The sequence below is a fragment of the Salinimonas sediminis genome, from assembly GCF_003429285.1.
Classification (GTDB): Bacteria; Pseudomonadota; Gammaproteobacteria; order Enterobacterales; family Alteromonadaceae; genus Alteromonas; species Alteromonas indica.
On sequence record NZ_CP031769.1, the window covers coordinates 1,282,956 to 1,307,323 of the forward strand.

Sequence of the window (24,368 nt, forward strand, 5' to 3'; positions counted from 1 at the left end):
TAACCAGAGGTGAGCAAAACAGCGATGTGATTAGTTTTTTTGCTTCACTGGCATAGCTGCTAGATAAAGCAACCATGAGGCACGAAACTATGGCGTCAACGTAAGCCGTTACCGCCTGCCGCCAGTAAGATGTAACGGCATATTCAGGTTTTTAATTAAGTGGGCAAGGGAGGTGGCTAATACGCCCGTCGGCTGCTTTTGCGGCATAGCGGCTAATCACACTTATTCCTGTTCACACGGCAAGGGTAAAAACAAAAAGGCACCATGGGTGCCTTTTTGCTGTTTATCTCACGGAACGAAAATACCTACAAAGACTGATGATGCGCATCGTCCAGTTCGTTTTCCAAACGCTGACTTTCATCTGCCCGGGGTTTGGTAAAGCGAGCCAGGCCTAAATACAGCACAGGGGTTAAGTAAAGTGTAAATACCACTGCGATACCCAGTCCGCCAAATACCACCCAGCCTATAGCATTTCTAGCTTCAGCACCTGCTCCAGCAGACATAATTAGCGGTAAGCCACCTAATATAGTGGATACCAGCGTCATCATAATGGGCCGTAAGCGAACCTTACCGGCTTCAACAATGGCATCATAAACTTCGTAGCCGCGATCCCGTAGCTGATCGGCAAACTCAATCAGTAAGATGGCATTTTTGGCCAACAGCCCTATTAGCATGACCAGTCCTATCTGGGAATAGACATTGATAGTTGTGTTTGTCAGATATAATGCATATACCGCCGCGGCAATACCGAACGGCACCGTTAGCATTACCACTACTGCGCTGTTCACACTTTCAAACTGAGCGGCAAGTACCAGTAGCACAATAACAAATGCCAGGATATAGGTTAGGGCAACCTGCTGCGAGGTCTCCTCATATGTTTGTGCTTCACCTAAGAAAATCATACCTATGCCATCGGGCAGGGTATCTTGCAGTGCCCGAATTTTATCTACCGCTTCGTTAAGAGGTACATCTTCGGGCAACTCCATTTCCAGTTCTATGGCCCGGCGCTGGGCTTGACGCTCAAGCTCCGCAGCCACGCCTTCTTCGGTAATATAGGCCACGCTGGATAAGGGAATCAGGCTACCGGTATCTGATTTAACATACAGATTGGTTAAATCTGCAGGGTTGCTGGTGTTACGCTCACTGGATTGGAGCATAATTGGTATAGACTGATCGCCGACGTTCAAATCTGCGATATCATCACCATTTACTGCCGCCCGCAGGGTGCTGGCAATATCACTAAGCGGAACCCCAAGTTCATCAGCGCGGCGGCGATCAATATTGATGCGCATTTGCGGCTGGGTAGGCTCATAACTGATTCTGGGCGTGCCCAGCTCTGGTGCCGTTTCTTCTATTTTCTTCGCCAGATCCTGGGCAGCCTCATATATACGCTCATAACTGTCGCCGGTGAGGGCAATTTCCACACCACCACCCTGGCCGCGCAGGTCCAGGCTGTTACCGCCAAAAGCATTGGCTGGCGCGCCGGGGATGGCGGTTAAATCGGGTCGTATTTTTTCGACAATATCCTGTAACGATTCATTGCGGTCATCCCAATGCTTAAGGGGCGCCGTAATAAATACAATATTAGGATCCCACGAACCCACGATAGTATAGACCGACTCCACAGTACCATTATCGACATAAGGCATCAGAACTTCTTCCATGCGCTCTGCCTGCCGGTCCATAAAGTTCATCCCGGCGCCATCTGGCCCCCGGGCAAAAATTTTGATGGTACCGCGATCTTCACTTGGAAGCAGTTCGCTTTGTATATTTTGCGCCGTGAACCAGGCGCCTACCGCAGCCAGGATACACGCGGCTACCACTAGCCAGCCGTGCTTTAACGACCAGGCGAGCGTGGTATTATAAAAGCCCAGACAAGCATTACCGAAGCGGCCAAAGGTACGTTGAAAAATACCCGGGGAGGTGTTGGTTTTTACCGGTAATTTCGCGGTAAGAGCAGGAACCAAAGACAGCGCCACAAATGATGAGATAATTACCGCGCCAGCTAAAACGCCACCAAATTCGCGAAACAGTTTACCCGCCGTAGAGGGCAAAAAGGCAATGGGGATGAACACTGAAGCCAATACAGCAGTCGTGGCAACCACAGCAAAAAATACCTCTCGGGTACCCACTACTGCTGCGGCCCTGGCACCTAAACCAAGGCTGCGCCGCCGCTGAATATTCTCGGACACTACAATCGCATCATCTACAATCATGCCAGTGGCCAGCACCAGAGCCAGTAGCGTAAGAATATTTATTGAAAATCCGAGTAACCAAATTACCCCAAGCGCGCCGGCCAGGGAAACGGGTATCGACAATGCCGGAACAATCGTGGCCCGCCATGAACCAATAAATACCAGTAGGGTAAAAATAACCAGCAACACGGTCAGGCTAAGCGACTCAACCACTTCACTTACCGAGTCACGAATAAATTCAGCATCATCCGAGGTGATAACGATATCCATGTCGTTAAAGCGTTTATCAAGGCCCGCCACCATACTTTTAATTTCGTCAGAAATTTCGATCGTATTTGAACTGGCCTGACGTAATATTCCCAGCCCGATAACCGGTTTACCGTTTAAACGGACCATGCTGGTAGTATCGGCCGGGCCAAAATACACACTGGCTACATCACCAATGCGTACATCACCAGAGAGCACGATAGAGGCGACATCTTCAGCACTGACCGAGGTGGCATCGGCGCGCACTATCAGCGACTGGTCCTGGGACTGGATACTGCCGGTAGGAACATCAAACGGCGCTAAGCGTAGCGCTGCCGCCACATCGGTCATCGACAATCCAAAACTGGTAAGGCGTAGCGGATCGACCGAAACTTTAAGTGTGCGTTCGCGGTTACCGTCTAACACCACATCGGCTACACCGGGAATGCTTAAAAACATAGGGGCCAGGTCGGTATCGACCCGTTCGGTCAGGGTTTCCATGTCCAGAGTATCCGAAGAGACCGCCAGGCTAACCACTGGTTCAGCATCACTATCGGCACGCACTATCGAAACTTTTTCCACATCGTCTGGCAGCTGTTCCTGCACCCGGCTAACAGATTCACGGGTCTCATTCGCCGCGTCTTCAATGTTCACCCCTGGGCGGAATTCCACTCGGATACGTGCTGAGTTTTCTTCGCTTTGAGCCGAAATACTCTTTACGCCACTTACCCGGGCTACGGCGCCTTCAAGCCGACTGGTAAGCTCAGCGTCTACCGTCTCCGGCGAGCCGCCAGGCAGCTCCGCAGTAACGGTTAATTTGGGTGTATCTACATCAGGTAATTCGCGTACTTCCAGGCCATTGAGCGCCGCAAAACCGGCAATAACAATTAACAGGTTGAGCACCACAATCAGCACTGGACGGCGGATGGCGGTAGAAGGTAAATCCGTAGCTTTAGAGGTTAGCTGGCTCATTACAGACCGCTCCGCGCCAGCTCAGTGGTTACTTCCTGCCCATCGCGTAAACGCTGTACCCCTTCGGAAATCAGCAGGTCACCTTCTTGCAGGTCACCAGAGACTAATATAGTACCGCGCAGGCGTTGGTGCACCTCTACATTTACCCGTTTAGCTTTACCTTCTTCAGAAATCCACACATAGGCACCATTAGCACCCCAAAGTAATGCCGCTTCAGGAATGGCAGCGTAACGGTTGCCATTAATTGCCATATTCACCCGAAAGCTCATACCCGGGCGATAATTGTCATTGCTGTTATCCAGTAGCGCGCGTGCGCGCATGGTACGATCCGTTTCATTGATCCGCGAATCTACCTCGGCAATCTGCGCATCTATTTCCTGCTCTCGGTTGGTCCAGGGTTCCAGAGTGACGCGGGGCGCATTCATCATTATGGGTAACGCCGCTTCAGGGGCTTTAAAGTTGATATATAACTTGCTGCGATCATCGAGCGTGGTAATGGAGGTCTGCTCGGTAATGCGGTCGCCTTCTTCCACATCTGTTAAACCGACCACGCCACTAAACGGGGCTTCTACTGTGCGATCGTCTAAATTAGCCTGCGCTTCATCTAAGGTGACCCGTGCCAGATCGCGTTCGGTGCGGGCCAGGTCCAGCTCGCTCTTAGGAATAGCGCCTTTGGTATGACTTTCTTCCAGGCGGTCTAAGTTGCGCTGGGCTTCAGCCAGTTGTAGCTCAGCCCGCCGTAAAGCCACTTGTTGGCGACGGTCATCTAACCGTATCAGTACTTTACCTTTTTCAACATATTGGCCGGGCACAAAATTTACCTTTACTACCTCATCAGCCACAGCTGGATAGAGAGTTACCGAGCGCACAGCTTCAGCCGTGCCCACTGCTTCTACCTTTTGGGTGGCATGTTGAAAGGTCACCTTTTCAAGAACCACCAGCTTAGCTTGGCTATCACCAAAATACTGGGCCTGGACAGAGTGTCCCGACAGTGCGAAAAATAAACAAAACCCGAGCAAGGGGCTTTTCTTAACAAGCATTCTAAACATTATGATTCCATTGCGTAATAAAGTGTCGAACTTTGGCTGCCTGTTCGTGTGTTATTGAAACGGCGCATGCTGCTATAAGGTTCGAACGTTGCTTATTGTTAACGTTATGGCAACGTTCCTTTTATAGCACCATATGGGGGCTAGCTAAGCAATTGCAGTTCAGCGTATTCCCGATACAGTGTGTCGCTTTTCATCAACTCTTCGTGTCTGCCTTGAGCAACAATTTTTCCCTTATCCAGTACAATAATTCGGTCTGCATGCTGAACTGTGGCTAACCTGTGAGCGATCACTATCGTGGTACGTCCTTGCATAAGTGAGGATAGCGCTTGCTGTACCATTTTTTCCGAACGGGCATCCAATGCGCTGGTGGCTTCATCAAGGAGTAATACCGGCCGGTCAGCCAGAATCGCTCTGGCAATCGCAATACGCTGACGTTGGCCACCAGACAACCGGATTCCGCGCTCCCCTAATTGCGTAGCATAGCCAGACTCTAGCTGTTCAATAAACTCGTGGGCAAAAGCATTGCGGGCGGCTTCGATAACTTGTTCGTCTGTCGCCTCGGCTTTACCATACCGTATGTTTTCCATAACAGTCGTGGCGAAGACTACTGATTCCTGGGTTACAATCGCAATCTGGCTGCGCAATGCGCTAAGTTTGAGGGAGGCGATAGGCTGGTCTGCCAGACAAATATTGCCTTGCTGGGTGTCGTAAAAACGCAACAGAAGTTGGAACAACGTGGTTTTACCGGCGCCGCTAGCCCCTACCAGAGCTACCGTTTCGCCCGCCTCTACGCTAAGCGAAAAGTTCTCAAACAGGGGGGCTGAATCGGGGTAAGCAAAATGAATATTATTGATATGCAGGGCAGGGGCTTGGTTCAAGCTGGCCAGTTCCTGTTTGCCATCTGCAATATCCACGGGCGACGCCAGTAGCTCTAATAGCCGTTCTGAAGCGCCTACGCCCCGCTGCACTTCGCCGATGACTTCGCTAATGGTAGCGACACTTCCGCCAGCCATAATGGCGTAAAATAAAAATGCCGATAGCTCCCCAGGCGTCACACTGCCAGAGAACACCTGACGCGCGCCAATCCAGGCAATCAATAAAATAGCAGTCAGGCTCAAAACCATAATCAAGCCGATAAGTAACGAACGATAATGAATGCGCTGACGCGCCACTGCGAAGGCGTCTGCCACTCGTTGGTCAAAGTGCCGGGCTTCGCTGGATTGCGCATTGAAAGCTTGCACGGTAGCAATTTCATGCAGGCTTTGGTCAATATGAGCACCTAAGTCGGCAATTTTGTCTTGGCTCAGGCGGGCATATTTACGCACTTGCGGGGCTAATATCCGAATGGGCACCAACACGGCCGGTACCGCTAGTAGTACGCACAGGGTAAGCAGCGGGCTGGTCGTCGCCATTAGAATTAAGGCGCCGGTGAAGGTCACGGTCGAGCGCAGTGCCATAGATAAACTCATGCCCACCACTGTCTGCAAAATAGCCGTGTCGCTGGTAAAGCGCGAAATAACCTCACCGGTACGTACCTTCGAAAAAAACGATGGCGAGAGATGTAGCAGGTGTCCATAAAGCTGCATGCGAATATCTGCGCTAATGCGCTCGCCTAGCCAGGTCATCAGATAAAACCGGCAATATGTCGCTAAACTGGCCAATATACAGATAATCAGGACCGCCACCGCCGCCTGATTTAAAATACCTGGGTGATCGCCCATAAACCCTTTATCAATGGCGTATTTTACCCCTTGGCCTAATGCCAACCAGGCGCCCGAAGCAACGAACAATGCGACAACCGCGCCAGCGACCCGCCAGCGGTAGGGGCGCAGATGGCCGGCTAGCCAACGTAGCACTTGGCGTGTGTTTACCTGAGTAAGTTGCGTTGATGTAGCCAGAATAGCCTCCAGGATCGTTAAAAATGCGCGTATTTATTAGTGCAGGGTGGCCCGTACAAAAGGTAGCCACCATAGGTTTCAGGCGCCAATGATATACTAAACCCCCGGCGTCTCCCGCTTTAATTCTTTTTAAGGCGGGGTTTTCCTTGCATTCGTTCCCTATATCCGTATAATTCTGCGGCCTTCCAGCCTAGCTTAAACATAGCGAACGGCACGGGAAGGGAAGTTAACGGTAACGCTACAACGAGTTTGAGGCACCCATGGTTACTATTCGTTTACAGCGTGGCGGCGCGAAAAAGCGTCCATTTTATCAAGTTGTCGTGGCTGAAAGCAGCCGTGCACGAGACGGTCGTTTCATCGAAAACGTCGGTTTCTTCAACCCAACTGCACAAGGTCAGTCAGAGCGTCTTCGCTTAGATCTTGACCGTGTTGAATACTGGGTTGGTGTTGGCGCGAGCTTATCAGAGCGCGTTGACAGCCTGGTAAAAGAAGCAAAAAAATCAGCAGCGTAAGCTGCAACACTGGTAGGTATAAATGAGTCAAGCGTCTGACAATTTGGTTATTGGCAAAATCGGCGCGCCGCATGGCGTTAAAGGTTGGGTTAAAATCAACACTTATACTAACGTGCCAGAAGGTATTTTTGAGTATTTGCCCTGGATATTGGGCGAGGAACAAGAATACCGCGTTGATCAGTGGCGACCGCACGGTAAAGTACTGGTAGCAAAACTTGTGAATATTGAGACTCGTGACGATGCCGAGCGCATCAAGAATCTGGATATCCGCATTACTGCTGAACAGTTACCTGAACTTGATGAAGGTGAATTTTACTGGCGTGAGCTTACCGGCATGCAGGTTGTAACAACGCAAGGTTACGATCTGGGTGTGGTGAAAGATGTATTTAATACCGGTGCAAATGACGTTATTCAAGTCAAAGCAAACGCGAAAGATGCATTTGATCAAAAAGAAAGATTACTGCCGTTTGTTCTCGACGAAGTCGTACAAGCGGTGGATAAAGTCGGTAGGATCATTACCGTAGACTGGGATCCGGGGTTTTAAGTGACCGCGGATAAATGGTTTGGCATTGTCAGCCTTTTTCCGGAAATGTTTGCGCCATTCACTCAACAGGGTGTTATTGGCCGGGCAGTAAAGTCGGGAACGCTGGCGGTTGAGACATTCAATCCCAGAATCTACACCCATGATCGCCATCGTACTGTGGACGACCGCCCTTATGGCGGGGGTCCCGGAATGCTCATGATGGTTAAGCCACTAACTGACGCAATTTCGGCAGCAAAGCAGGCTGGCGGAGAAAACAGCAAGGTTATCTACTTATCTCCACAGGGTAAGAAACTTGACCAGGCCGGGGTTGCCCGGCTGGCAAATAATGACCGCATGATATTAATTTGTGGTCGTTATGAAGGAATCGACGAGCGGGTAATCGAAAGCCATGTTGACGAAGAAGTCTCTATTGGCGATTACGTGTTAAGCGGTGGTGAACTACCGGCTATGGTCCTGATGGACGCAGTAGCGCGGTTGGTTCCTGGCGTGCTGGGGCATAAAGCCTCGGCGGTTGAAGATTCTTTTACCGACGGGTTACTGGATTGTCCGCATTATACGCGGCCTGAAGTGCTCGACGGGCGGTCAGTTCCTTCTGTGTTGTTAAGCGGTGACCATGAAAAAATACGGCAGTGGCGACAAAAGCAAGCGCTGGGAAGAACCTGGCAGCGTCGCCCTGAATTGTTAAATCACCTAGCTCTGACTGAGGAGCAGCAGCGTCTACTTGAAGAATTCAAGTCGCAGTTGCAGCGAGATGACAGTTAACTAGGACGAGAGGATATGATGAGCAAAGTCAGTCAAGATATCATCAAGAAAATTGAGCAAGCACAGCTCAAATCTGATGTTCCTGCGTTTGGCCCAGGTGACACAGTTATAGTTAAAGTGCGAGTTACTGAAGGTGACAAAGAGCGTCTACAGGCATATGAAGGCGTTGTTATCGGTAAGCGTAACCGTGGTCTTCACTCGTCTTTTACCGTACGTAAAATTTCAAGTGGCGAAGGCGTAGAGCGTGTTTTCCAAACACACAGCCCGGCAATCTCTTCTATTGAAGTGAAACGTCGTGGTGCGGTTCGTCGTGCTAAGCTTTATTATCTTCGTGAGCGTTCAGGCAAATCTGCACGTATCAAAGAAAAGCTTAACTAAGATTACTAATCCTTGCGTTATTGTTAACTTTCTAAAAAAAGCCCGCAGCATGCGGGCTTTTTTTTGTCTGGAGTAAAGCCACCATGACCGCCAAATTACAGGCATCACAAATTTGGCAACAAATGCTATCTGGGCGTTGGTACCAAACCCATGCTAAACCACTAAGACGAGCCAGACAGCATGCCAAAGCGCAGTGCGATACCTTAAATACTGCACTAACAGAACAGCAGCGCTTGGCTGTAGCCGCGCAACTTATGCCTTTGATCCAGCTAAGTGCGATAGGTGCGGGTTTCTATTGCGACTACGGGTTGAATATCACTAGTGGCGAAGGCCTTAGCGTGGGGCGAAATGTGGTTATGCTGGACGCTGCAAAAATCATCTGCGGCCACCATGTTACCATTCACGATGGCGCAGTGATTGCTACAGTAAACCATGCTACCGATCCGCAAAGGCGGCAGGCGGGCTGGCAACAAGCAGTAGGTATCGTAATCGGTGACAATGTCACCATAGAAAGCGGTGCGACCGTGTTACCTGGGGCAATAATACCCAGCAATACCCGGCTCCCTGCCCATTCAGTCTTTACCAAAACGAACCCATAAGTCCGCCAAATTGCCGGAACATCCCTTATTTTGGGCTTTTTAGCAAATGTAGGTTGCGGCCTTAATGATATCTTGGTAAAAAGTCAATCAAGCTATAATATAAAATTATATTAGCAGTGTAAAAATAACCTTACACTTAAGTATGTGGTAGGAAGACGCCTATCGTCCTACACTTAGTTGTCAGCTTTCGTATTTTAAAGAGTGGTACCATGACGGACACAGTAAACAATATTCATATCAGCACCGAAGATGTGTTGATTACCCCTGATGCACTTAGTGCCGAACTTCCCGTATCCGATAAGGCGTTAAATGCCATTTCAGACGCTCGCAGCATTATTTCAGACATTATTCATGGTGAAGATCACCGGCTACTGGTCATTTGTGGTCCATGTTCTATCCATGATATTGATGCCGCCAAAGACTATGCCCTGCGTCTCAAAGAGTTACATGAGTCATGCAAGGATAGCCTATTTGTGGTCATGCGGGTTTACTTTGAAAAGCCCCGCACCACTACCGGCTGGAAAGGGTTAATAAACGACCCCCACCTGGATGGTTCATTTGACATTGAAACCGGCTTACGTAAAGCCCGCGAACTGCTGATTTGGCTAGCCGAGCTGGAGTTGCCGGTAGCTACCGAAGCGTTAGATCCTATCAGCCCGCAATACCTGGCTGAATTATTCAGCTGGAGTGCCATTGGCGCGCGTACATCTGAATCACAAACTCACCGTGAAATGGCCAGTGGCCTGTCGATGCCGGTAGGCTTCAAAAACGGCACGGATGGCAGCCTGGATATCGCTATTAATGCATTAAAATCGGCCGCTTCAGGGCACCGTTTTATGGGTATTAACAAGCAGGGCCAGGTAAGCATTATCGGTACCAAAGGGAACCCTGACGGTCATATCATTTTACGTGGTGGTAAGCAGCCTAATTATGATTCTGTCTGTGTGGCAGAATGTGAAATTGAAATGGCCGATGCCGGCCTGACTGCAGGCTTGATGGTAGATTGTAGCCATGCTAATTCCAGTAAAGATTACCGCCGTCAGCCCGCCGTGGCGAAAAATGTAGTGAACCAGATTCTGGAAGGCAACCAGTCGATCATCGGAGTGATGTTGGAAAGCCATATTAATGCGGGTAATCAGAAAGGTGATGGTAAATCGTTAGATGAACTGGATTACGGTATTTCTATTACTGATGGCTGTATTGACTGGGCCACCACTGAAGAGCTGATCACCCAAATGCGCGACCGCCTTATCACCGTATTGCCAATGCGCCGGGATAAGCGGTTCCAGGTAGCTTAAGTAACCACAGGGAGGGTGGCCACCCTTTATGACTGACTTGTCTAAGCGGTTAGAACAACTTCGGGACGGTATCGACGCGCTGGACTCCCAGCTAGTCGATTTGCTGGCAAAACGCGCACAATTGACCACCGAGGTGGGCCAGATTAAGGCTCAAACCGGTATGCCTATCTATGTGCCTGAACGGGAAAAAAGCCTGATTGCATCGCGCCGGGCCCAGGCAGAGACCGCCGGCGTAGCACCGGCTTTGGTAGAAGATTTACTTCGCCGTATTATGCGGGAGTCTTACCACACACAAAATAACCAGTATCTGTGTGTTAACCCTGACGCCGGTAAAGTGGTTGTAATTGGCGGCGAAGGCGCGCTGGGCGGTGTTTTTGTGGGGCTGTTTGAAAAAAGCGGTTACGATGTTGCCGTGGTGGAAAAAGCAGACTGGGAGTCGGGCCAGGCCGAAACCATTCTCAAGCAAGCCCGGCTTGCCATTGTTGCTGTTCCTATAAACATTACTGAGCAAGTGATAGCGCAGCTTAATGTATTGCCAGACGACTGTATTTTGGCGGATATAACCAGTGTAAAGCAACGCCCGTTACAAGCTATGTTGGATGTTCATCCGGGGCCGGTAGTGGGGCTTCATCCCATGTTTGGCCCAGATGCCCCGGGTATGATTAAGCAGGTAGTCGTGGTATGTGACGGTCGTCAGCGCGACGCTTATGCATGGTTGGTGGAACAGATGACTACCTGGGGGGCCACTATTCACCGAAGTGATGCCGGGGAGCATGATGAAGCTATGGCGTTCATTCAGGTGATGCGCCATTTTAATACATTTGTATATGGGGAACATTTGCGTGGCGAGGATCCGGATTTAGAGCAACTTACCGCATTTAGCTCGCCTATCTATCGGCTGGAGTTGGCAATGGTGGGCCGCTTATTTGCCCAGGCCCCGGCGCTATATGCAGATATTATTTTTAATAACCCCGACAATTATGCGCTATTGCGACGGTTTCATGAACGGTTCGGACACGCTTTAAGCTTGCTTGAAGCGGGCAATAAGCAAGCATTTATGGCCCAGTTTTCTAAGGTAGGCGAGTGGTTTGGTGATTACGCCAAACGCTGTTTAACCGACAGTAAACAGTTACTATTGAAAGCGGACGATGGGCATCTGTTAAGAAAGTAAATAACCAGGTAAAACCGGTGATATAGCTATACACATTGAACCGTGGTTTATCTAATGTAAAAAAGGCAGTCCAACGACTGCCTTTTTTCATGTTTGGAGGAATTAACCAGCCATTTTTACGCCACACAGCCTAAGGGGTCAATATGCAAAGGCTCTATGCCTAAGCACTTAAGCCTAAGCACTTAAGCCTAAGCACTTAAGCCTAAGCACTTAAGCCTAAATACTTAGGCCTGAGTACCCGAACCCAAATACTTAAATCAACAACACTTAGCACATCAGCGCTGAACAATCCGCTACCTAACCTCAAGGATTACCGTAGATGGGGGCGACTGAAAGGGCAGAGTAATTGCCCCCGTCACCCAGCACCACCGGCTTTACTGCTCTTGGGCCAATGCACTGGCCGCAGCCACTTTGGTGGGGCTGATTTCTTCGCTGGGGTAGCAGCCCAGCACTTTGATATAGCGGGTAATACCCCGTAACGCTTCCAATGCCTTTTGCACGGGGCCGTCCTGTACATTGCCCTGTACATCCAGATAAAACATTTCTTCCCAAGGGTTACCGTTGATGGGGCGAGATTCCAGCTTAGTCATATTGATATTATTATCTCGCAACACCAATAGGGCTTCGACGAGCGCGCCGGGCTTTTGAACCGTAGACATTACCAGGGTGGTTTTCGCCGGTATTTGTAACGGTACGACTACCGGGTTTCGCGCCACCACTATAAAGCGGCTATGGTTTTCTTTCTGGTTTGCCAGATTGGATTTTATAGCCATTAAACCATACAGACTTCCGCCAGCTTCACTGCCAATGGCGGCCACATCGTCACGTTGCATTTCGCTTACCGTGAGCATTGCAGAAGATGTACTATCAATGGTTTTTACTTCCACATTGCCAAGCTCAGCTAAGAAGTGGCTACATTGCGTAAACACCTGAGGATGAGCATACAGTGTTTTGATTTTATCCAGGCTGGTCGAGGTGGCAACTAACAAAGAGTGACGAATAGGGTGGGTTAACTCGCCGATGATACTAAGCTGTGTATGCTGAAGCTGGTCGTATACTTCATTAATACTACCAGACGTAGTGTTTTCAATTGGCAGCACCGCATAGTCAGCTTCGGCATGTTCTACCTTTTGAACTATTTCGGCAAAGCTTTGGCAACCCATTTCCAATAGTTCGCCAGGCCGGCGTGAAAAATACTTCTGGGTAGCTAAATAAGAGTAGGAGCCTTTATCGCCTAAAAATGCGACCCGATTAAGCGGTAAGTCTGATCCCGGGTTCGCCCGCGCCGCAAGCATCGCCTGCTGATTCAACACTGAATCTTCAATAATGACATGAAAAATCTGGGTAACATAATGGGCATCTAAACCGCTGCGCTGGCCTTCTTTTATCAGCCGTACCAATAGCTGCTCTTCACGTTTCACATCCCGTACCGGGATATGGTGCGCAATCTTGGTCTCCGCAACATCGTTGGTGAGTTTACGGCGTTCTGCCAGCAATTGTAAAAGCTGACTATCCAGTTCAGTAATCCGTGTTCTAATTGAATCCAAGGCTGTTTGTGACATTTGACTTCCCATCATTAAGCAAAAAAAAACCCCCCGTTGGCGGGAGGTTTTTACACACGGCGCATCCTCCCTCAGGCGAAGGTGGTAAAGCCAAAAAAGCGGGCGCTGGTGTGTTGTATCGTATTTTTCATAGTACTGACTTTATGGGGCGGGCTCGTTTGTGTCAACCCGTTTTTACACTTTGACGAATAACAATTTTTTGAAGCGCCTTTTCGACGCTTCAATAGTATGGTAGAGCCGCTATTCACCTAATAAGGCAGCCAGCATGGCGCGAACTTCGGTAGGCTCAAACGGCTTATCGCACAAAGCGTTAACACCGGTTTGCTGGATATTCGACATATGCACACTGTCGGCGGCTTCTGAAGTTACCATAATAATTGGTATATGAGAGGTTTCAGGGTTGAAACGGATAAATTCTGAAAGTTCCCGGCCGTCCATTTCAGGCATGTTGTAATCGGTAACCACCAAATCAAACGGTTCATCCTTTATCAAAGTCAGTGCTGTTGCACCATTTTCCGCTTCTTGGATTTTTTCCAACCCCATGCCTTCCAATACGCGGCGAATATGATTTCTGGCCAGCCGGCTATCATCTACTAACAATACCCGAACTTCACGCACATCAAATAAGTCGAGTTCCAGTTCATCATGGTTAATTAAATCCAGGCTGGCATTAAGCGCGCGAGATAGGTGCAATGGTTCAAATGGTTTTGGCAGAATAGCTGCCACACCAGCCTGTTTTAACTCTTCTAGTTTGCTTAGGCGATTTTCCGAGGAGACCAGCATGAAGGGGATACTGGAATATTGCGGATCCTCTTTTATAAACTTTAATAATTCCGACGCGGTACCGTCTTCAAAGTACATTGCACTGACGACCAAATCGGCACCATGAGAGCGCACAGCGGCGCGAGCTTCGGCTAGGGTAGATACCGAGTCTATCTCTTTCACCTTTTCTTTTAGCAATAAGGTGGTGATGATTTTTCTTTGGGTGTCAGATGGCTCAACCAACACAATGTGCAGGTCACTAATTAACAGCTTTTCCATCAGATTCTCTCACTATTACTTCTGTTATTATATGAGATCAGTGTAGCCAACTTTGTGAAGATCCGTGCATTAGCCGCCAGCGAGTTTTACTGTAAAACCTTTACCTTCTAGCAGCGTTTTCAGTTTATCACGGTCATCGGTCTGCACTTCAATCGTGCCTTCTTTCACAGCGCCGCCACACCCACATTTCTTTTTTAATTCAGTGCATAATGCTTTCAGCGCTGTTTCGTCCATACCCAGGCCGGTTACAATGGACACGCCTTTGCCTTTACGGCCTTTTGTTTCACGGGTAATCCGCACTACACCGTCTTTTGAAACCGACCGCGCTTGCGGTGTTTTGCTTTCACTGATTCGGCCTGTATCCGTACTGTATACTAATTTGGAGTCCTGCATAAATTGCCCTTTAGCCTAATTTTTCACAAAGCCAGTGTAGCGTTAATAGCCGGATGAGAAAATAGTCGCAAATATTTATAGCACAGTGCCGGGGCACTGCTATATTTATCAATAGCCAGGTACAACCGGCCTAACACGGACACTGCTGTGTATTCAACGCACCCCCCGTTGTAGTCAGGAGATTTAAAATGGGACTTACCACCGATATCACCTCAGATAATACGCATTTTACCATTGGTCTGGACGAAAAGTTTGACTTTGCCAAGGTGCACGACTTTAAAGAAGCTTACAGCGCGCTGCCACCAGATGTCCAAGTGGTTGAAGTCGATTTAGCCAAAACCGAGTATATGGATAGCTCCGCGCTGGGGATGCTATTAAATATGCAAAAAAGCCTCAGCGGACGCGATTTAACCTTCCAAATTACCCACTGCCGACCTCAGGTCGCACGAATTTTAAAAATATCGCGTTTCGATAAAAAGTTCGACATCAGTTAACCGGCAGTCTATCCATGCGCATTCTGATCGTCGACGATGAATCGTTAAATCGTTTTTTACTGATTCACATGCTTGAACAGGAAGGTTATAGCGAATGTTATGAAGCAACCAATGGCGATCAGGCACTTAGCGTGGCCCGCCAGGTAGATCCTGACCTGGTTTTACTGGACGTCGTTATGCCTGATATGAGCGGATATGAAGTGGCGCCCAAATTAAAGGCGTTATCGAAAACCAATTACCTGCCTATTATTTTTATTACCTCACTGGAAGATCGGGCCAGTTTGATACGCTGTCTGGAAGTAGGGGGCGACGACTTTGTAGCCAAACCTTTTGACCGCTTGGTGTTAGCTGCAAAAATTCGCGCTCATGGTCGGATTCGTAGCCTGAATACGCGTATTGAACAGCAAAATGCAATGCTGTTACAGCACCAGCAGGCAATGGATCGTGAACATGAAATTGTTGATCACATTTTTAAAAACGCCATTCGGCACACCCCCGAAATGGCGGCTTGTTTTGATTTTAAGCTAGCTCCTGCAGAGCAATTTAACGGTGATGTATTTTTAACAGAGAAAAGCCCCTCAGGGGGGGCGTATTATCTTATTGGTGATTTTACCGGTCATGGGTTGGCCTCGGCCATTGGCGTACTACCGGTGGCACGGGCGTTTCATATAATGGCTGAAAAGGGTCTGGGCGTGGCGGAAATGGCCCGTACTATCAATGCCACTTTATTGCATCTGCTACCTGCCAATATGTTTCTGGCCGCCATTATTGCTGAAATTAGTGATGATGGGTGTCAGCAGCAAATATGGCATGGTGGTATGCCCCAGATATTAGTGAAACGAGCTACAAACCAATGTATTGAAGCATTGCCGTCAGCTCATATGGCGTTGGGCATTTTGGCGCCCCAGGAATTTGAAAGCCATTGCATTACATTGGAATGCAATCGCGACGATCAGTTGTTGCTGTGTACCGACGGTTTGATTGAAATAACCAATAGCGAAGGTGTAATGCTTAATGAAGAAGGAGTGGAGCAATGGTTTGCTCAGCCAGATGCTACCGCCAGTGCTATCCATGCGCGGGCTAACCAGTATACAGGGTGTGCGCAGCAGCAAGACGATATGACCGTGGTGATTTATACTTGTCAGCCTTTTGCTTCAATCCTTACTAGCCCGCCAGATAAACCGGCGCTGCCGTTGACGGTGGCGATGACCTTAGCCGCACCGCAACTTAAAGATCCGGATATTATGACGCGGTTTGTCGATACGGTATGCCAGGACCCGGGGATGGCTGCTATTCGTAGCCGGCTGTTTACGGTATTAAGTGAATTATACAGCAATGCGTTAGAGCACGGTGTATTGCGGCTCGACTCCAACCTTAAACAGGCTGAAGATGGCTTTATCGCTTACTATGAAACCCGGGCCATCCGGTTGGCTGAACTTACTGCCGCCACTATTCATATTAAATATGTGTACGATCCTGACCGAGCCTGTATTACCCTGACCATCACCGATACCGGCGACGGTTTTGATCTTGAACAAGTTCAAAAGGTGGGTGATAGCGCTGCTTTCGGACGCGGCTTGCCGCTTATCTTTGAACTGTGCGATACCGTACAATACTCAAAGGGGGGCCGTGAAGCCACAGTAACGTTATTATTGCCCTGGGCGGCTGCATTGCACTAATCCTCGCGTCGATATGGGTAGGGGTCTGAATTGCATGGCTGGCTGGCGTGCCAAGTCTCGGTGTTTACCGGGGCTATCATCAAGCCAAGACCAACCAACCAGAATAAAAGCCAGTCTGGCGAACAAACTTTTACGTCTTGTGGTCGTAATGAGTATTACTCTATATAGTCAGGATATTAGGTATGTTAAAAGCAGTTCTTGATTTGTTCGATCGCTCCAGCGAAGACAAAGAAAATCCACAATACTCCGTTGAATTAGCGACGGCTGCCTTATTAAGCGAGATAATCCGCGCTGATAATAAAACCGACGAGCGCGAAAAAGCGGCCTATCGGGACATTCTAAAACGGCAGTTCACCCTTGATCAACAAGCATTGGATGCCCTTATTAGTGAAGGCAAAGAAACCGCGGAAGAGGCGGTAGATTTGGTTAATTTCACCAAGGTGATTAATCAAAAGTGTGATAATGAACAAAAAAAGAGTATCTTAACAAGCCTGTGGGAACTTGCTTATGCAGATGATAATCTGGCGCCTATGGAAGAGCATACAATTCGGCGCATTGCTGATTTATTGTATATTCCACACAGTCAGTTTATTAAAACCAAACTTTCGGTATCCGACGACGACAATCCCATCTAGGTTGGGCCGGCGGGGGGAAGTTAGCAGGGACAGGGTAGTTGCTCATTGTTTAAATCTATTAAAACCCCCATCGCCATCATGCTGGTATGCGCCGTATTAGTAATCTCGGCCATGGTCACCTGGTTTGCTGCTGACGAACATGAGCAGCTTTACACCGAATCAGTAAAAAGCGACTTGGCCGCACTTACCCGTAATCTGGCGGCAGATATTCTTCCATTGATGGAGTCAGGCTCTACTCAAACTCATGCTATTAGTGAGCGGTTGAAAAACTTATCGTCTTATCAACATATTCTGGTAGCGCGGGTGTATGACACCAACCAAACGGTATTGCATAGCCAACTTGGTGCTGCGGGTCGAAAATACGGGGTACCGGAAAAACTGCCGCTTGCTGATATAATAAACTCCCCATCAGGGGCCTACCTTATCGACAATCAGCTTATTGCCAGTAGCCGTATCGCTAGAAACGGTGTGACCTATGGCTATTTGCTAATTATGAACGATATCGAAACGCCGGTACGTAAGAGTTGGCAGGCTCTGTTGCTGCATGTCTCGCCATTGGTTTTTATCACCTTAATTATTACCATCGCCATCGGGCTGTATTGGTTGAATTTATTGTTGAATCCTCTGGCTCGCTTATCAGGTTTTACTCATCAACTTAGCCAGACTAAAGATTACACCCCCCGGTTTAAAACCCGCTTGCGGGGAGAAGTCTCGGTATTGGGCCATAATATCAATATGTTGCTAGATACCATTGAAGCTGAACTTACTATTAACGATGAGCAAAATCAGACGCTGATGGAACAGCAGCAGACGATGACCCGGTTAGCTAATTTTGACAGCCTGACCGGTTTGCCTAATCGCCAGTTTGTGATGGACAATTTGCGCCTGGAACTGGCCCGCGCCCGTCGTTTAAATAACGACATCGCAATGATGTTTTTTGACCTGGATGGTTTTAAGGGCATTAATGATTCGCTGGGCCATGAAACCGGCGATCTTATCTTGATAGAAGTGGCTGACCGGGTTTCCTCCATGTTGCGAGAAGGCGATCTGGTGGCCCGCTTAGGCGGAGATGAATTTATCATCGTACCGGACCGGGATGTGACCGATGTGTGCCTGCAAAACTTGGCCGACCGGGTGATTGCCGCGTTTTTAGAACCTTTCCACTTTCGTGGCCTGGCGCTTACTGTGGGCGTCAGTATCGGTATTGCTAAAGCGTCCGATGCGCATTTTGAATTGAGCCAGTTAATGAGTAATGCTGATCTGGCAATGTACCGCTCAAAAGCCAGGGGGCGTGGCACCTCTACGATTTTTACCAACGAGATGGTGGAGTCGCACAAGCGAAAGCTTTCTATTGCCAACAGTATTGACCAGGCACTGGCGAACAATGAGTTTACGCTGTATTACCAACCGAAGGTCGCGCGTGATGGCGAATTGGTCGGCTTTGAAGCATTAATGCGGTGGCAGCATCCTGATTTTGGCTTGGTTATGCCCGGTGAATTTATCCCCATTGCAGAACAAAGCGGTAAAATTTCCAGCCTTACGCGGTGGGCCATTGAACGGGCTTGTATTGATTTACCATTACTTCAATCGGTTTTCTTCAATAAATTCAGAGTGGCGATTAATTTGTCCGGCCATGATTTACGTCATTCGGGTATGTTCGATCTCATCCACCAAATTTTTACCCAGCAGCAGGTTAACCCTGAGTATATTGAATTTGAAGTGACGGAGTCGGCGTATCTGGAAAACTTCGCGTTTGCTAATAAATTTTTCAGGCGGCTAAGCAACATGGGCTGTGCTATTTCCCTGGACGATTTTGGCACTGGTTATTCGTCGTTAAGTTACCTTACGCAGATTACTATCGACACACTGAAAATTGACCGACAGTTTGTCCGTGAACTGAATACTTCACACCGCAGTCGACTGGTAACCGGTTCAATCATTGATTTAGCTAAGCGCTTGTCTTTAACCGTATGTGCTGAAGGCATAGAAGAGCTAAGTCAGTGGGATTACCTGTTAAATCATGGCTGCGATCACGTTCAGGGTTATTTGTTCAGCCAACCTTTACCATTAGAAGATGTGGCGTTACTGCCTGCCCGATTCGAATTCGGGCCAGACCATGTCAGCCGTTTATCAGGTCAGTAAGTTCCACCCACTTGCTGTCTTTTTTGTGCAACACTTCTGTTACATGTGTATCTCGCTTTATCGCTAAGTAGCTAATAAATAAGTGCTAAACCGAATTGGCACAGTTTTAGCTAATTCGATATTAAGACACTAAGTTGTTAGTGCCAATTTTCAGCTCTCAGGCTGAACCAGGAGAACACCATGAAACGCGTCGAAAAAGTATTTCTTATTTTACTGACTCTTATCGCCGTGCAGTCTGTGGCGGTGGTAAATGCCAATGCAGCTGAAGCCACTATCGCTCGTTTAGACGTCGATCAGGATGGGCAGGTTTCACTTAAAGAGGCAGTAAGTGACACTGAACTCTTGCGCCGCTTTGGTCGTCTGGATGATAATAAGGACGGCAAACTCAGCGAGCAGGAACTTTCTGCCGACGAGCTTGTTGTCAAGGCGACCGCTAAATCATAAAAGCCGATAGGTATAAGATGCGATAATGAGCTGTATGTCTCTGACTTGCTAGCAGTTTAGGGGTGTGCCATTCTGATTGACCGTTTTTCTTTCAGTGAGCAAGCAGTGCGACTCGGTTCCTTAAGACAATTGACCCTAGCCAGTTTCGTACTGGCCCTTGTACCTCTTATTGCGTTGTTGTGGCAAAGCCAGAACGATTTAGCAAAAGTGGGCAAGATGACGCACGTAGAGACCCGCTACGTGGTCGATGTAGTGGGCCTGATGCAACAGCTCGATGGTGCAGCTATCGATCTGGAGCGGGCTCTTCGCCAATATGCCATTATCCGTAATGAAACGGTTGCCACATTAACTGATAACGCAATCATTCAGTTTATTGAAGCGCTTCGCCAGCTCTGCGATACGCTGCCCGATAGTGCTACCTGCGACACCATTAAAAAAGATATCACGCAGTTAAAAACCTTCCGTAATATTGATGATACCTTGCTGCTTAACGCTTACCTTAATTCGCTAAGTAATAATGTGGCATTGATGAGAAAAGATGTCGATATTGCTATTCAGCAACGACTGGAAGTACAAAAAGAAGATTTAAATGCCATGCAGGCCAAGCAGGCCTGGTCAACAGCCATGCTGGTAAGTGTGTCGCTGTTATTGATTTTGCTCGGCAGCCAGCTAATTGTGAATCCGGTCAAGAAACTTAAGCAGATAATCCGTATACTGGCGCAAGAACAGGGCGAATTGCCACCATTGTCGACGAAGGCCCCCACTGAACTGATTGGGGTGGAAAAAGATTTGCACTGGTTGGCTGACCGGCTAGGGCAACTGGAACATATCCGCACTGCCTTATTGCGGCACGCCGCGCATGAGTTAAAAACGCCGCTGGCAAGTATCAAGGAAGGTTGCAGTCTGCTGTCTGAGCATGTGGTGGGGGAACTTAACACCCAGCAGACAGAAGTGTTGTCATTATTGACATCAAGCACCCAGCGTTTAAATACCCTGGTAGAAAAGTTATTGGACTACAACCTGTTGTTACAGCAGGCACAGCCCACATTTACCGAAGTCAATCCTAACCAGATGGTTAAAGATTGCCTGGAAGATTATGCCCTTGCTTTACAGGAACGTGAAGTTACCGTAGATATCCGGGTTGCCCGTATCTGGGTAGATGAAGAATTGTATCGGCGTATTTTGGATAACCTTATTTCCAATGCTGTGGCCCACGGGGCCATTGGTCGGCCGATAAATCTGGCTATTTATGAAAAAGGGCAGCAAGTACTACTGGATGTAGCTAATCGGGGTAAGCGTATTGCGCCCGATGCCGTTAAGCGTTTGTTTGAACCCTTCACCCGCGGCGACGACCCCCGTAACGACAATGTCATTGGAACGGGGTTAGGTCTGTCAATTGTGTCAGATTGTGCCAAGCTTATGCACGGTGATGTGGAAGTGGTAGATGTAGACTACGCAGACGTTTGTTTTAGAGTGACTATCCCGCAAGAGGAAAGACAATAATGAGAAAGGTGTTAGTGCTGTCATTGATAGCTGTTCTGACAGGCTGTGCGGGTCTTCAACCTACACCTACGCCCGAGCCCGAAACTAATTCGCCGCCGCCGGTGACTATTATCAAGGATAGTGACGATTTGTGCCTGGTATCAGAAGATACCGCAGAGTTTGACCATCAGTGTGACTTACTGTACTGGGTGAACCTTTGGATACAGGCTGACGGTACTCCCTGGCCCCAACGTAAGGCGGCAATTGATAAACTGGGTGATACCTTACCGCAAACTATCGAACGCGTTATTTTGTCGCTACCCGTAGACACGCCTTACCAGGCCCGTTTACGGGCTCACCATTGGCTTAACAATGTGAAAGCACAACTGGCACCGGAAATGATGCCGCTAATTGAGACTTTAGTGGCTGCGCCCAATAATGAAATGCTGGAGCTGGAATCTGCATTGGTTATTTTAAATAAAGTCAATGCTGAGCAAGCGCAAGCCAGTGAAGCGTTGGAAGAAGAGTTAGAAACCCAGCGTAAAAAGCTGGAAGAACTGCTAGAAATTGAAGCGACCTTGATGGACAAAAACAGGAGTAACCAGCAATGAGTCAGTCCGGAACCAATAATCCGCAGTTGTTGCTGGTGGATGATGATAAAAGTTTATTACGCCTGCTTACCATCCGTTTGGAAGGTGAAGGCTATAGTGTAACCGCGGTAGAAGATGGCCAGTCAGCATTAAAGAAAATTCGTAATGATGAATTTGACGTGGTACTGAGCGACCTGCGTATGCCGGGCCTGGACGGGCTTAGCTTGTTTGAAGAAATTATGGGTATTCGCAAGGATATTCCAGTTATTTTAATGACCGCGCACGGCACTATTTCTGATGCAGTAGCCGCTACTCAGCGTGGGGTTTTTGGTTTCTTACCAAAACCGGTTGATCACGAAGAGCTTCGGGCGCTGCTTAAAAAAGCCCTAAGCCAGTCGCAAGCATCGCAACCTGGAGAATGGTGTCAGGATATTATTACCCGCTCACCAGAGATGACCAGTGTGCTTGATCAAGCGTACCGGATTGCCCAGCGTGAAGTTAGCGTATTAATCACCGGGGCCAGCGGTACTGGTAAAGAATTACTAGCCAACGCCATACATCGCGCCAGTACGCGTAACGATAAGCCGTTTGTGGCAATTAACTGCGGAGCCTTACCGGAAAACCTGTTGGAATCAGAGCTGTTTGGCCATGCCAAAGGGGCTTTCACCGGCGCTGTACAGGCTGCCCCGGGGTTGTTTCGTGAGGCCAACGGCGGCACGTTATTCCTAGATGAAATTGGCGATATGCCAATGACCCTGCAAGTGAAATTACTACGGGCCCTGCAAGAGCGGCAAATTCGTCCGGTGGGCAGCAGTAAACATGTAGATATTGATGTTCGGGTTATTTCTGCCACCCATAAAGATTTGCACAAAGAAATGGAAGAGGGCACCTTCCGTGAAGATTTATACTATCGGTTGAACGTGGTTAACCTTAAATTGCCTTCGCTTAAAGAACGTAGCGAAGATATTCCGTTACTGGCACGAACGCTATTACAGCAAAGCGGTCAACGACACAAAGTGAATGTGACGCAGTTTTCTGATGACGCAATGCAAATTTTAGTAAAATCAGATTGGCCCGGCAACGTGCGCCAGTTAGTGAATGTGGTAGAGCAGTGTGTGGCGTTAACCCAAACGCCAAATATTCCGTTACACCTGGTAGAGCAGGCGTTATCGGCCACTAAGCAAAGCTGGCCAACCCTTACCGAAGCCCGGGATGCTTTTGAACAGCAGTATTTATTTAAACTGCTGAAAATGACTGATGGTAATGTTACCCGCGCAGCTGAACTGGCCGGGCGTAACCGGACTGACATGCACAAGTTGATGAAAAAACATGAACTTGACGCTGCTGATTTTCGCAATATTTCAGAATAAACGTTCCTGTGTAGAGCCAGGTTTAACTGGCTCTGGTAGTGCGCTGTCAGGATATGCCTGGTTGTACAGTTGCACAAATAATTGCGCCAGCCACGGCGCATCTTTATTATCAGGCCGGTGTAAAAACAGGTAAGGGGTTTTACCTTGCTGGCGCCATTGGTGGCATTTGTGTACCCAGGGCTGCAACTTACTTCGGTTTGTTTGTTCATCATTTGATCCCACAAAGCGCACCACCGGATGTTCTGCGGTAGCAATAACATTAACCGGAACCCGCGGCTTTTTAAGCCGTACCTCACCGGTCAGAGGGGAATCACTGGGGCCACTAAACAGGGCCCTGGTGTCCATTATCATTCGGTTAGCCCCAGCCTCCAACAGTAGCCGGTTAAGTTGTTGTTCCTCGCGTCCTTTAGCAAAAAAGGCCGGATGGCGCACTTCTACGGCTATCGGCCAGCGATCGTTCAGATAGTCCAGTAACCGCCCAAGTTGACTAAGCTGAGAAGGATCAAATTGGGCAGGAAGCTGCAATAGCACAGCCCCAAGTTTATGTTCCAGTAGTGAAAATAGTGCAATCTGTCGGTCTAACAGTGGCAGGTCGGCGCCCGGTATCGCAGTATGACTAATGGCTTGGTGCAACTTAAAGGTAAAACGGAAGTGGTCTGGCACTTTGTCCCGCCAACCACATACGGTAGCGGGCTCGGGAAGCGAATAAAAGGTAGTGTTGCCTTCAATACTGGAAAGCTGACGGGCGTAGTAAGTTAGGTTTTGCTGCCGGGCGGCGGGCTCGCAGAACCAGCGGCTAGCCCAGCTACTATGTTGCCATACGGGTAAGCCAATGTGGATTGGGGCTAATGCTGGTAAATCTGTCGCTGCTAAAAGCGTATTTGCCATTGGGGTTTATACCGCATTTGTTTA

22 protein-coding genes are annotated in these 24,368 nt (G+C 48.6%); 15 read left to right on the forward strand and 7 right to left on the reverse strand.

The features are described 5' to 3' along the window. Nucleotides 1-305 precede the first annotated feature (305 nt). From D0Y50_RS05740 to D0Y50_RS05750, 3 genes are all read right to left on the reverse strand, one after another. Nucleotides 306-3,413, reverse strand: a complete 3,108-nt coding sequence (locus tag D0Y50_RS05740) for an efflux RND transporter permease subunit (protein ID WP_117315920.1) — start codon at nucleotides 3,411-3,413, stop codon at nucleotides 306-308. Further along, nucleotides 3,413-4,453 (reverse strand): efflux RND transporter periplasmic adaptor subunit, encoded by a 1,041-nt coding sequence (locus D0Y50_RS05745; RefSeq protein ID WP_218023576.1) that lies wholly within the window; start codon nucleotides 4,451-4,453, stop codon nucleotides 3,413-3,415. Before D0Y50_RS05745 ends, D0Y50_RS05740 begins: the two co-directional genes overlap by 1 nt. A 149-nt stretch (nucleotides 4,454-4,602) precedes the next feature. Next, a complete protein-coding gene (locus D0Y50_RS05750) occupies nucleotides 4,603-6,318 on the reverse strand; it encodes an ABC transporter transmembrane domain-containing protein (protein ID WP_332308381.1) in 1,716 nt (571 codons plus the stop codon). 302 nt (nucleotides 6,319-6,620) lie between these two features. Here D0Y50_RS05750 and rpsP point away from each other — a divergent pair, with 302 nt between their 5' ends. The 7 genes from rpsP (at nucleotide 6,621) to tyrA (ending at nucleotide 11,624) form a co-directional block, all read left to right on the forward strand. Further along, the gene (gene rpsP, locus D0Y50_RS05755) at nucleotides 6,621-6,872 is read left to right on the forward strand and encodes a 30S ribosomal protein S16 (protein ID WP_108566545.1); all 252 of its coding nucleotides are present in this window, start codon (nucleotides 6,621-6,623) and stop codon (nucleotides 6,870-6,872) included. Nucleotides 6,873-6,894: 22 nt separating this feature from the next. Then, nucleotides 6,895-7,416: a ribosome maturation factor RimM gene (gene rimM, locus D0Y50_RS05760; protein WP_117315924.1), complete on the forward strand. Its 522-nt coding sequence runs from the start codon at nucleotides 6,895-6,897 to the stop codon at nucleotides 7,414-7,416. Then, entirely contained in the window at nucleotides 7,417-8,178 is a 762-nt protein-coding gene (gene trmD / locus D0Y50_RS05765; RefSeq protein ID WP_108566547.1) for a tRNA (guanosine(37)-N1)-methyltransferase TrmD, read from the forward strand. It begins immediately after the preceding gene. A gap of 18 nt (nucleotides 8,179-8,196) precedes the next feature. Then, nucleotides 8,197-8,556, forward strand: coding sequence for a 50S ribosomal protein L19 (rplS, locus tag D0Y50_RS05770; RefSeq protein WP_108566548.1), 360 nt, complete (start codon nucleotides 8,197-8,199; stop codon nucleotides 8,554-8,556). Nucleotides 8,557-8,639: 83 nt separating this feature from the next. Further along, entirely contained in the window at nucleotides 8,640-9,155 is a 516-nt protein-coding gene (locus D0Y50_RS05775; RefSeq protein ID WP_117315926.1) for a maltose acetyltransferase domain-containing protein, read from the forward strand. A gap of 209 nt (nucleotides 9,156-9,364) precedes the next feature. After that, entirely contained in the window at nucleotides 9,365-10,453 is a 1,089-nt protein-coding gene (locus D0Y50_RS05780; RefSeq protein ID WP_108566550.1) for a 3-deoxy-7-phosphoheptulonate synthase, read from the forward strand. Nucleotides 10,454-10,481: 28 nt separating this feature from the next. Further along, nucleotides 10,482-11,624 (forward strand): bifunctional chorismate mutase/prephenate dehydrogenase, encoded by a 1,143-nt coding sequence (gene tyrA / locus D0Y50_RS05785; RefSeq protein ID WP_108566551.1) that lies wholly within the window; start codon nucleotides 10,482-10,484, stop codon nucleotides 11,622-11,624. A 374-nt stretch (nucleotides 11,625-11,998) separates the two neighbouring features. On the opposite strand, the gene pheA is transcribed toward tyrA, so the two are convergent. The 3 genes from pheA to yciH all read right to left on the reverse strand — a co-directional run bounded on the left by pheA (nucleotide 11,999) and on the right by yciH (nucleotide 14,620). Further along, nucleotides 11,999-13,186: a prephenate dehydratase gene (pheA, locus tag D0Y50_RS05790; RefSeq protein WP_108566552.1), complete on the reverse strand. Its 1,188-nt coding sequence runs from the start codon at nucleotides 13,184-13,186 to the stop codon at nucleotides 11,999-12,001. A 240-nt stretch (nucleotides 13,187-13,426) separates the two neighbouring features. Beyond that, a complete protein-coding gene (locus D0Y50_RS05795) occupies nucleotides 13,427-14,227 on the reverse strand; it encodes a response regulator (RefSeq protein WP_108566553.1) in 801 nt (266 codons plus the stop codon). Nucleotides 14,228-14,296: 69 nt separating this feature from the next. Then, nucleotides 14,297-14,620, reverse strand: coding sequence for a stress response translation initiation inhibitor YciH (yciH, locus tag D0Y50_RS05800; RefSeq protein ID WP_117315928.1), 324 nt, complete (start codon nucleotides 14,618-14,620; stop codon nucleotides 14,297-14,299). Between the two features lie 188 nt (nucleotides 14,621-14,808). Here yciH and D0Y50_RS05805 point away from each other — a divergent pair, with 188 nt between their 5' ends. The 8 genes from D0Y50_RS05805 to D0Y50_RS05840 all read left to right on the forward strand — a co-directional run bounded on the left by D0Y50_RS05805 (nucleotide 14,809) and on the right by D0Y50_RS05840 (nucleotide 23,456). Continuing rightward, nucleotides 14,809-15,114 carry an STAS domain-containing protein gene (locus D0Y50_RS05805; RefSeq protein ID WP_117315930.1) on the forward strand — a complete coding sequence of 102 codons (306 nt, stop codon included), beginning with the start codon at nucleotides 14,809-14,811 and terminating at the stop codon, nucleotides 15,112-15,114. 14 nt (nucleotides 15,115-15,128) lie between these two features. Next, complete coding sequence (locus D0Y50_RS05810) at nucleotides 15,129-16,793, forward strand: fused response regulator/phosphatase (protein WP_108566556.1); 1,665 nt, start codon at nucleotides 15,129-15,131, stop codon at nucleotides 16,791-16,793. Between the two features lie 182 nt (nucleotides 16,794-16,975). Continuing rightward, on the forward strand, nucleotides 16,976-17,428 hold the full coding sequence (locus D0Y50_RS05815; protein WP_108566557.1) for a tellurite resistance TerB family protein: 453 nt from the start codon (nucleotides 16,976-16,978) through the stop codon (nucleotides 17,426-17,428). A 45-nt stretch (nucleotides 17,429-17,473) separates the two neighbouring features. Beyond that, nucleotides 17,474-19,570, forward strand: a complete 2,097-nt coding sequence (locus D0Y50_RS05820; protein WP_117315932.1) for a putative bifunctional diguanylate cyclase/phosphodiesterase — start codon at nucleotides 17,474-17,476, stop codon at nucleotides 19,568-19,570. A gap of 180 nt (nucleotides 19,571-19,750) precedes the next feature. Then, a complete protein-coding gene (locus D0Y50_RS05825; RefSeq protein ID WP_108566559.1) occupies nucleotides 19,751-20,014 on the forward strand; it encodes an EF-hand domain-containing protein in 264 nt (87 codons plus the stop codon). Between the two features lie 105 nt (nucleotides 20,015-20,119). Then, entirely contained in the window at nucleotides 20,120-21,517 is a 1,398-nt protein-coding gene (locus tag D0Y50_RS05830; RefSeq protein ID WP_108566560.1) for a sensor histidine kinase, read from the forward strand. Beyond that, nucleotides 21,517-22,107 (forward strand): YdgH/BhsA/McbA family protein, encoded by a 591-nt coding sequence (locus D0Y50_RS05835; RefSeq protein ID WP_108566561.1) that lies wholly within the window; start codon nucleotides 21,517-21,519, stop codon nucleotides 22,105-22,107. Before D0Y50_RS05830 ends, D0Y50_RS05835 begins: the two co-directional genes overlap by 1 nt. Further along, nucleotides 22,104-23,456 (forward strand): sigma 54-interacting transcriptional regulator, encoded by a 1,353-nt coding sequence (locus tag D0Y50_RS05840; protein ID WP_108566562.1) that lies wholly within the window; start codon nucleotides 22,104-22,106, stop codon nucleotides 23,454-23,456. Before D0Y50_RS05835 ends, D0Y50_RS05840 begins: the two co-directional genes overlap by 4 nt. On the opposite strand, the gene D0Y50_RS05845 is transcribed toward D0Y50_RS05840, so the two are convergent. Further along, complete coding sequence (locus tag D0Y50_RS05845) at nucleotides 23,448-24,344, reverse strand: DUF72 domain-containing protein (protein WP_108566563.1); 897 nt, start codon at nucleotides 24,342-24,344, stop codon at nucleotides 23,448-23,450. The two genes, D0Y50_RS05840 and D0Y50_RS05845, sit on opposite strands and share 9 nt — an antisense overlap. Nucleotides 24,345-24,368: the final 24 nt, after the last annotated feature.

Coding starts and splice junctions, on each gene's coding strand:
- D0Y50_RS05740 (WP_117315920.1), bottom strand. CDS start 3,413: ATGAGCCAGCTAACCTCTAAAGCTACGGATTTACCTTCTACCGCCATC.
- D0Y50_RS05745 (WP_218023576.1), bottom strand. CDS start 4,453: ATGCTTGTTAAGAAAAGCCCCTTGCTCGGGTTTTGTTTATTTTTCGCA.
- rpsP (WP_108566545.1), top strand. CDS start 6,621: ATGGTTACTATTCGTTTACAGCGTGGCGGCGCGAAAAAGCGTCCATTT.
- rimM (WP_117315924.1), top strand. CDS start 6,895: ATGAGTCAAGCGTCTGACAATTTGGTTATTGGCAAAATCGGCGCGCCG.
- rplS (WP_108566548.1), top strand. CDS start 8,197: ATGAGCAAAGTCAGTCAAGATATCATCAAGAAAATTGAGCAAGCACAG.
- D0Y50_RS05775 (WP_117315926.1), top strand. CDS start 8,640: ATGACCGCCAAATTACAGGCATCACAAATTTGGCAACAAATGCTATCT.
- D0Y50_RS05780 (WP_108566550.1), top strand. CDS start 9,365: ATGACGGACACAGTAAACAATATTCATATCAGCACCGAAGATGTGTTG.
- tyrA (WP_108566551.1), top strand. CDS start 10,482: ATGACTGACTTGTCTAAGCGGTTAGAACAACTTCGGGACGGTATCGAC.
- pheA (WP_108566552.1), bottom strand. CDS start 13,186: ATGTCACAAACAGCCTTGGATTCAATTAGAACACGGATTACTGAACTG.
- D0Y50_RS05795 (WP_108566553.1), bottom strand. CDS start 14,227: ATGGAAAAGCTGTTAATTAGTGACCTGCACATTGTGTTGGTTGAGCCA.
- yciH (WP_117315928.1), bottom strand. CDS start 14,620: ATGCAGGACTCCAAATTAGTATACAGTACGGATACAGGCCGAATCAGT.
- D0Y50_RS05805 (WP_117315930.1), top strand. CDS start 14,809: ATGGGACTTACCACCGATATCACCTCAGATAATACGCATTTTACCATT.
- D0Y50_RS05810 (WP_108566556.1), top strand. CDS start 15,129: ATGCGCATTCTGATCGTCGACGATGAATCGTTAAATCGTTTTTTACTG.
- D0Y50_RS05815 (WP_108566557.1), top strand. CDS start 16,976: ATGTTAAAAGCAGTTCTTGATTTGTTCGATCGCTCCAGCGAAGACAAA.
- D0Y50_RS05825 (WP_108566559.1), top strand. CDS start 19,751: ATGAAACGCGTCGAAAAAGTATTTCTTATTTTACTGACTCTTATCGCC.
- D0Y50_RS05835 (WP_108566561.1), top strand. CDS start 21,517: ATGAGAAAGGTGTTAGTGCTGTCATTGATAGCTGTTCTGACAGGCTGT.
- D0Y50_RS05840 (WP_108566562.1), top strand. CDS start 22,104: ATGAGTCAGTCCGGAACCAATAATCCGCAGTTGTTGCTGGTGGATGAT.
- D0Y50_RS05845 (WP_108566563.1), bottom strand. CDS start 24,344: ATGGCAAATACGCTTTTAGCAGCGACAGATTTACCAGCATTAGCCCCA.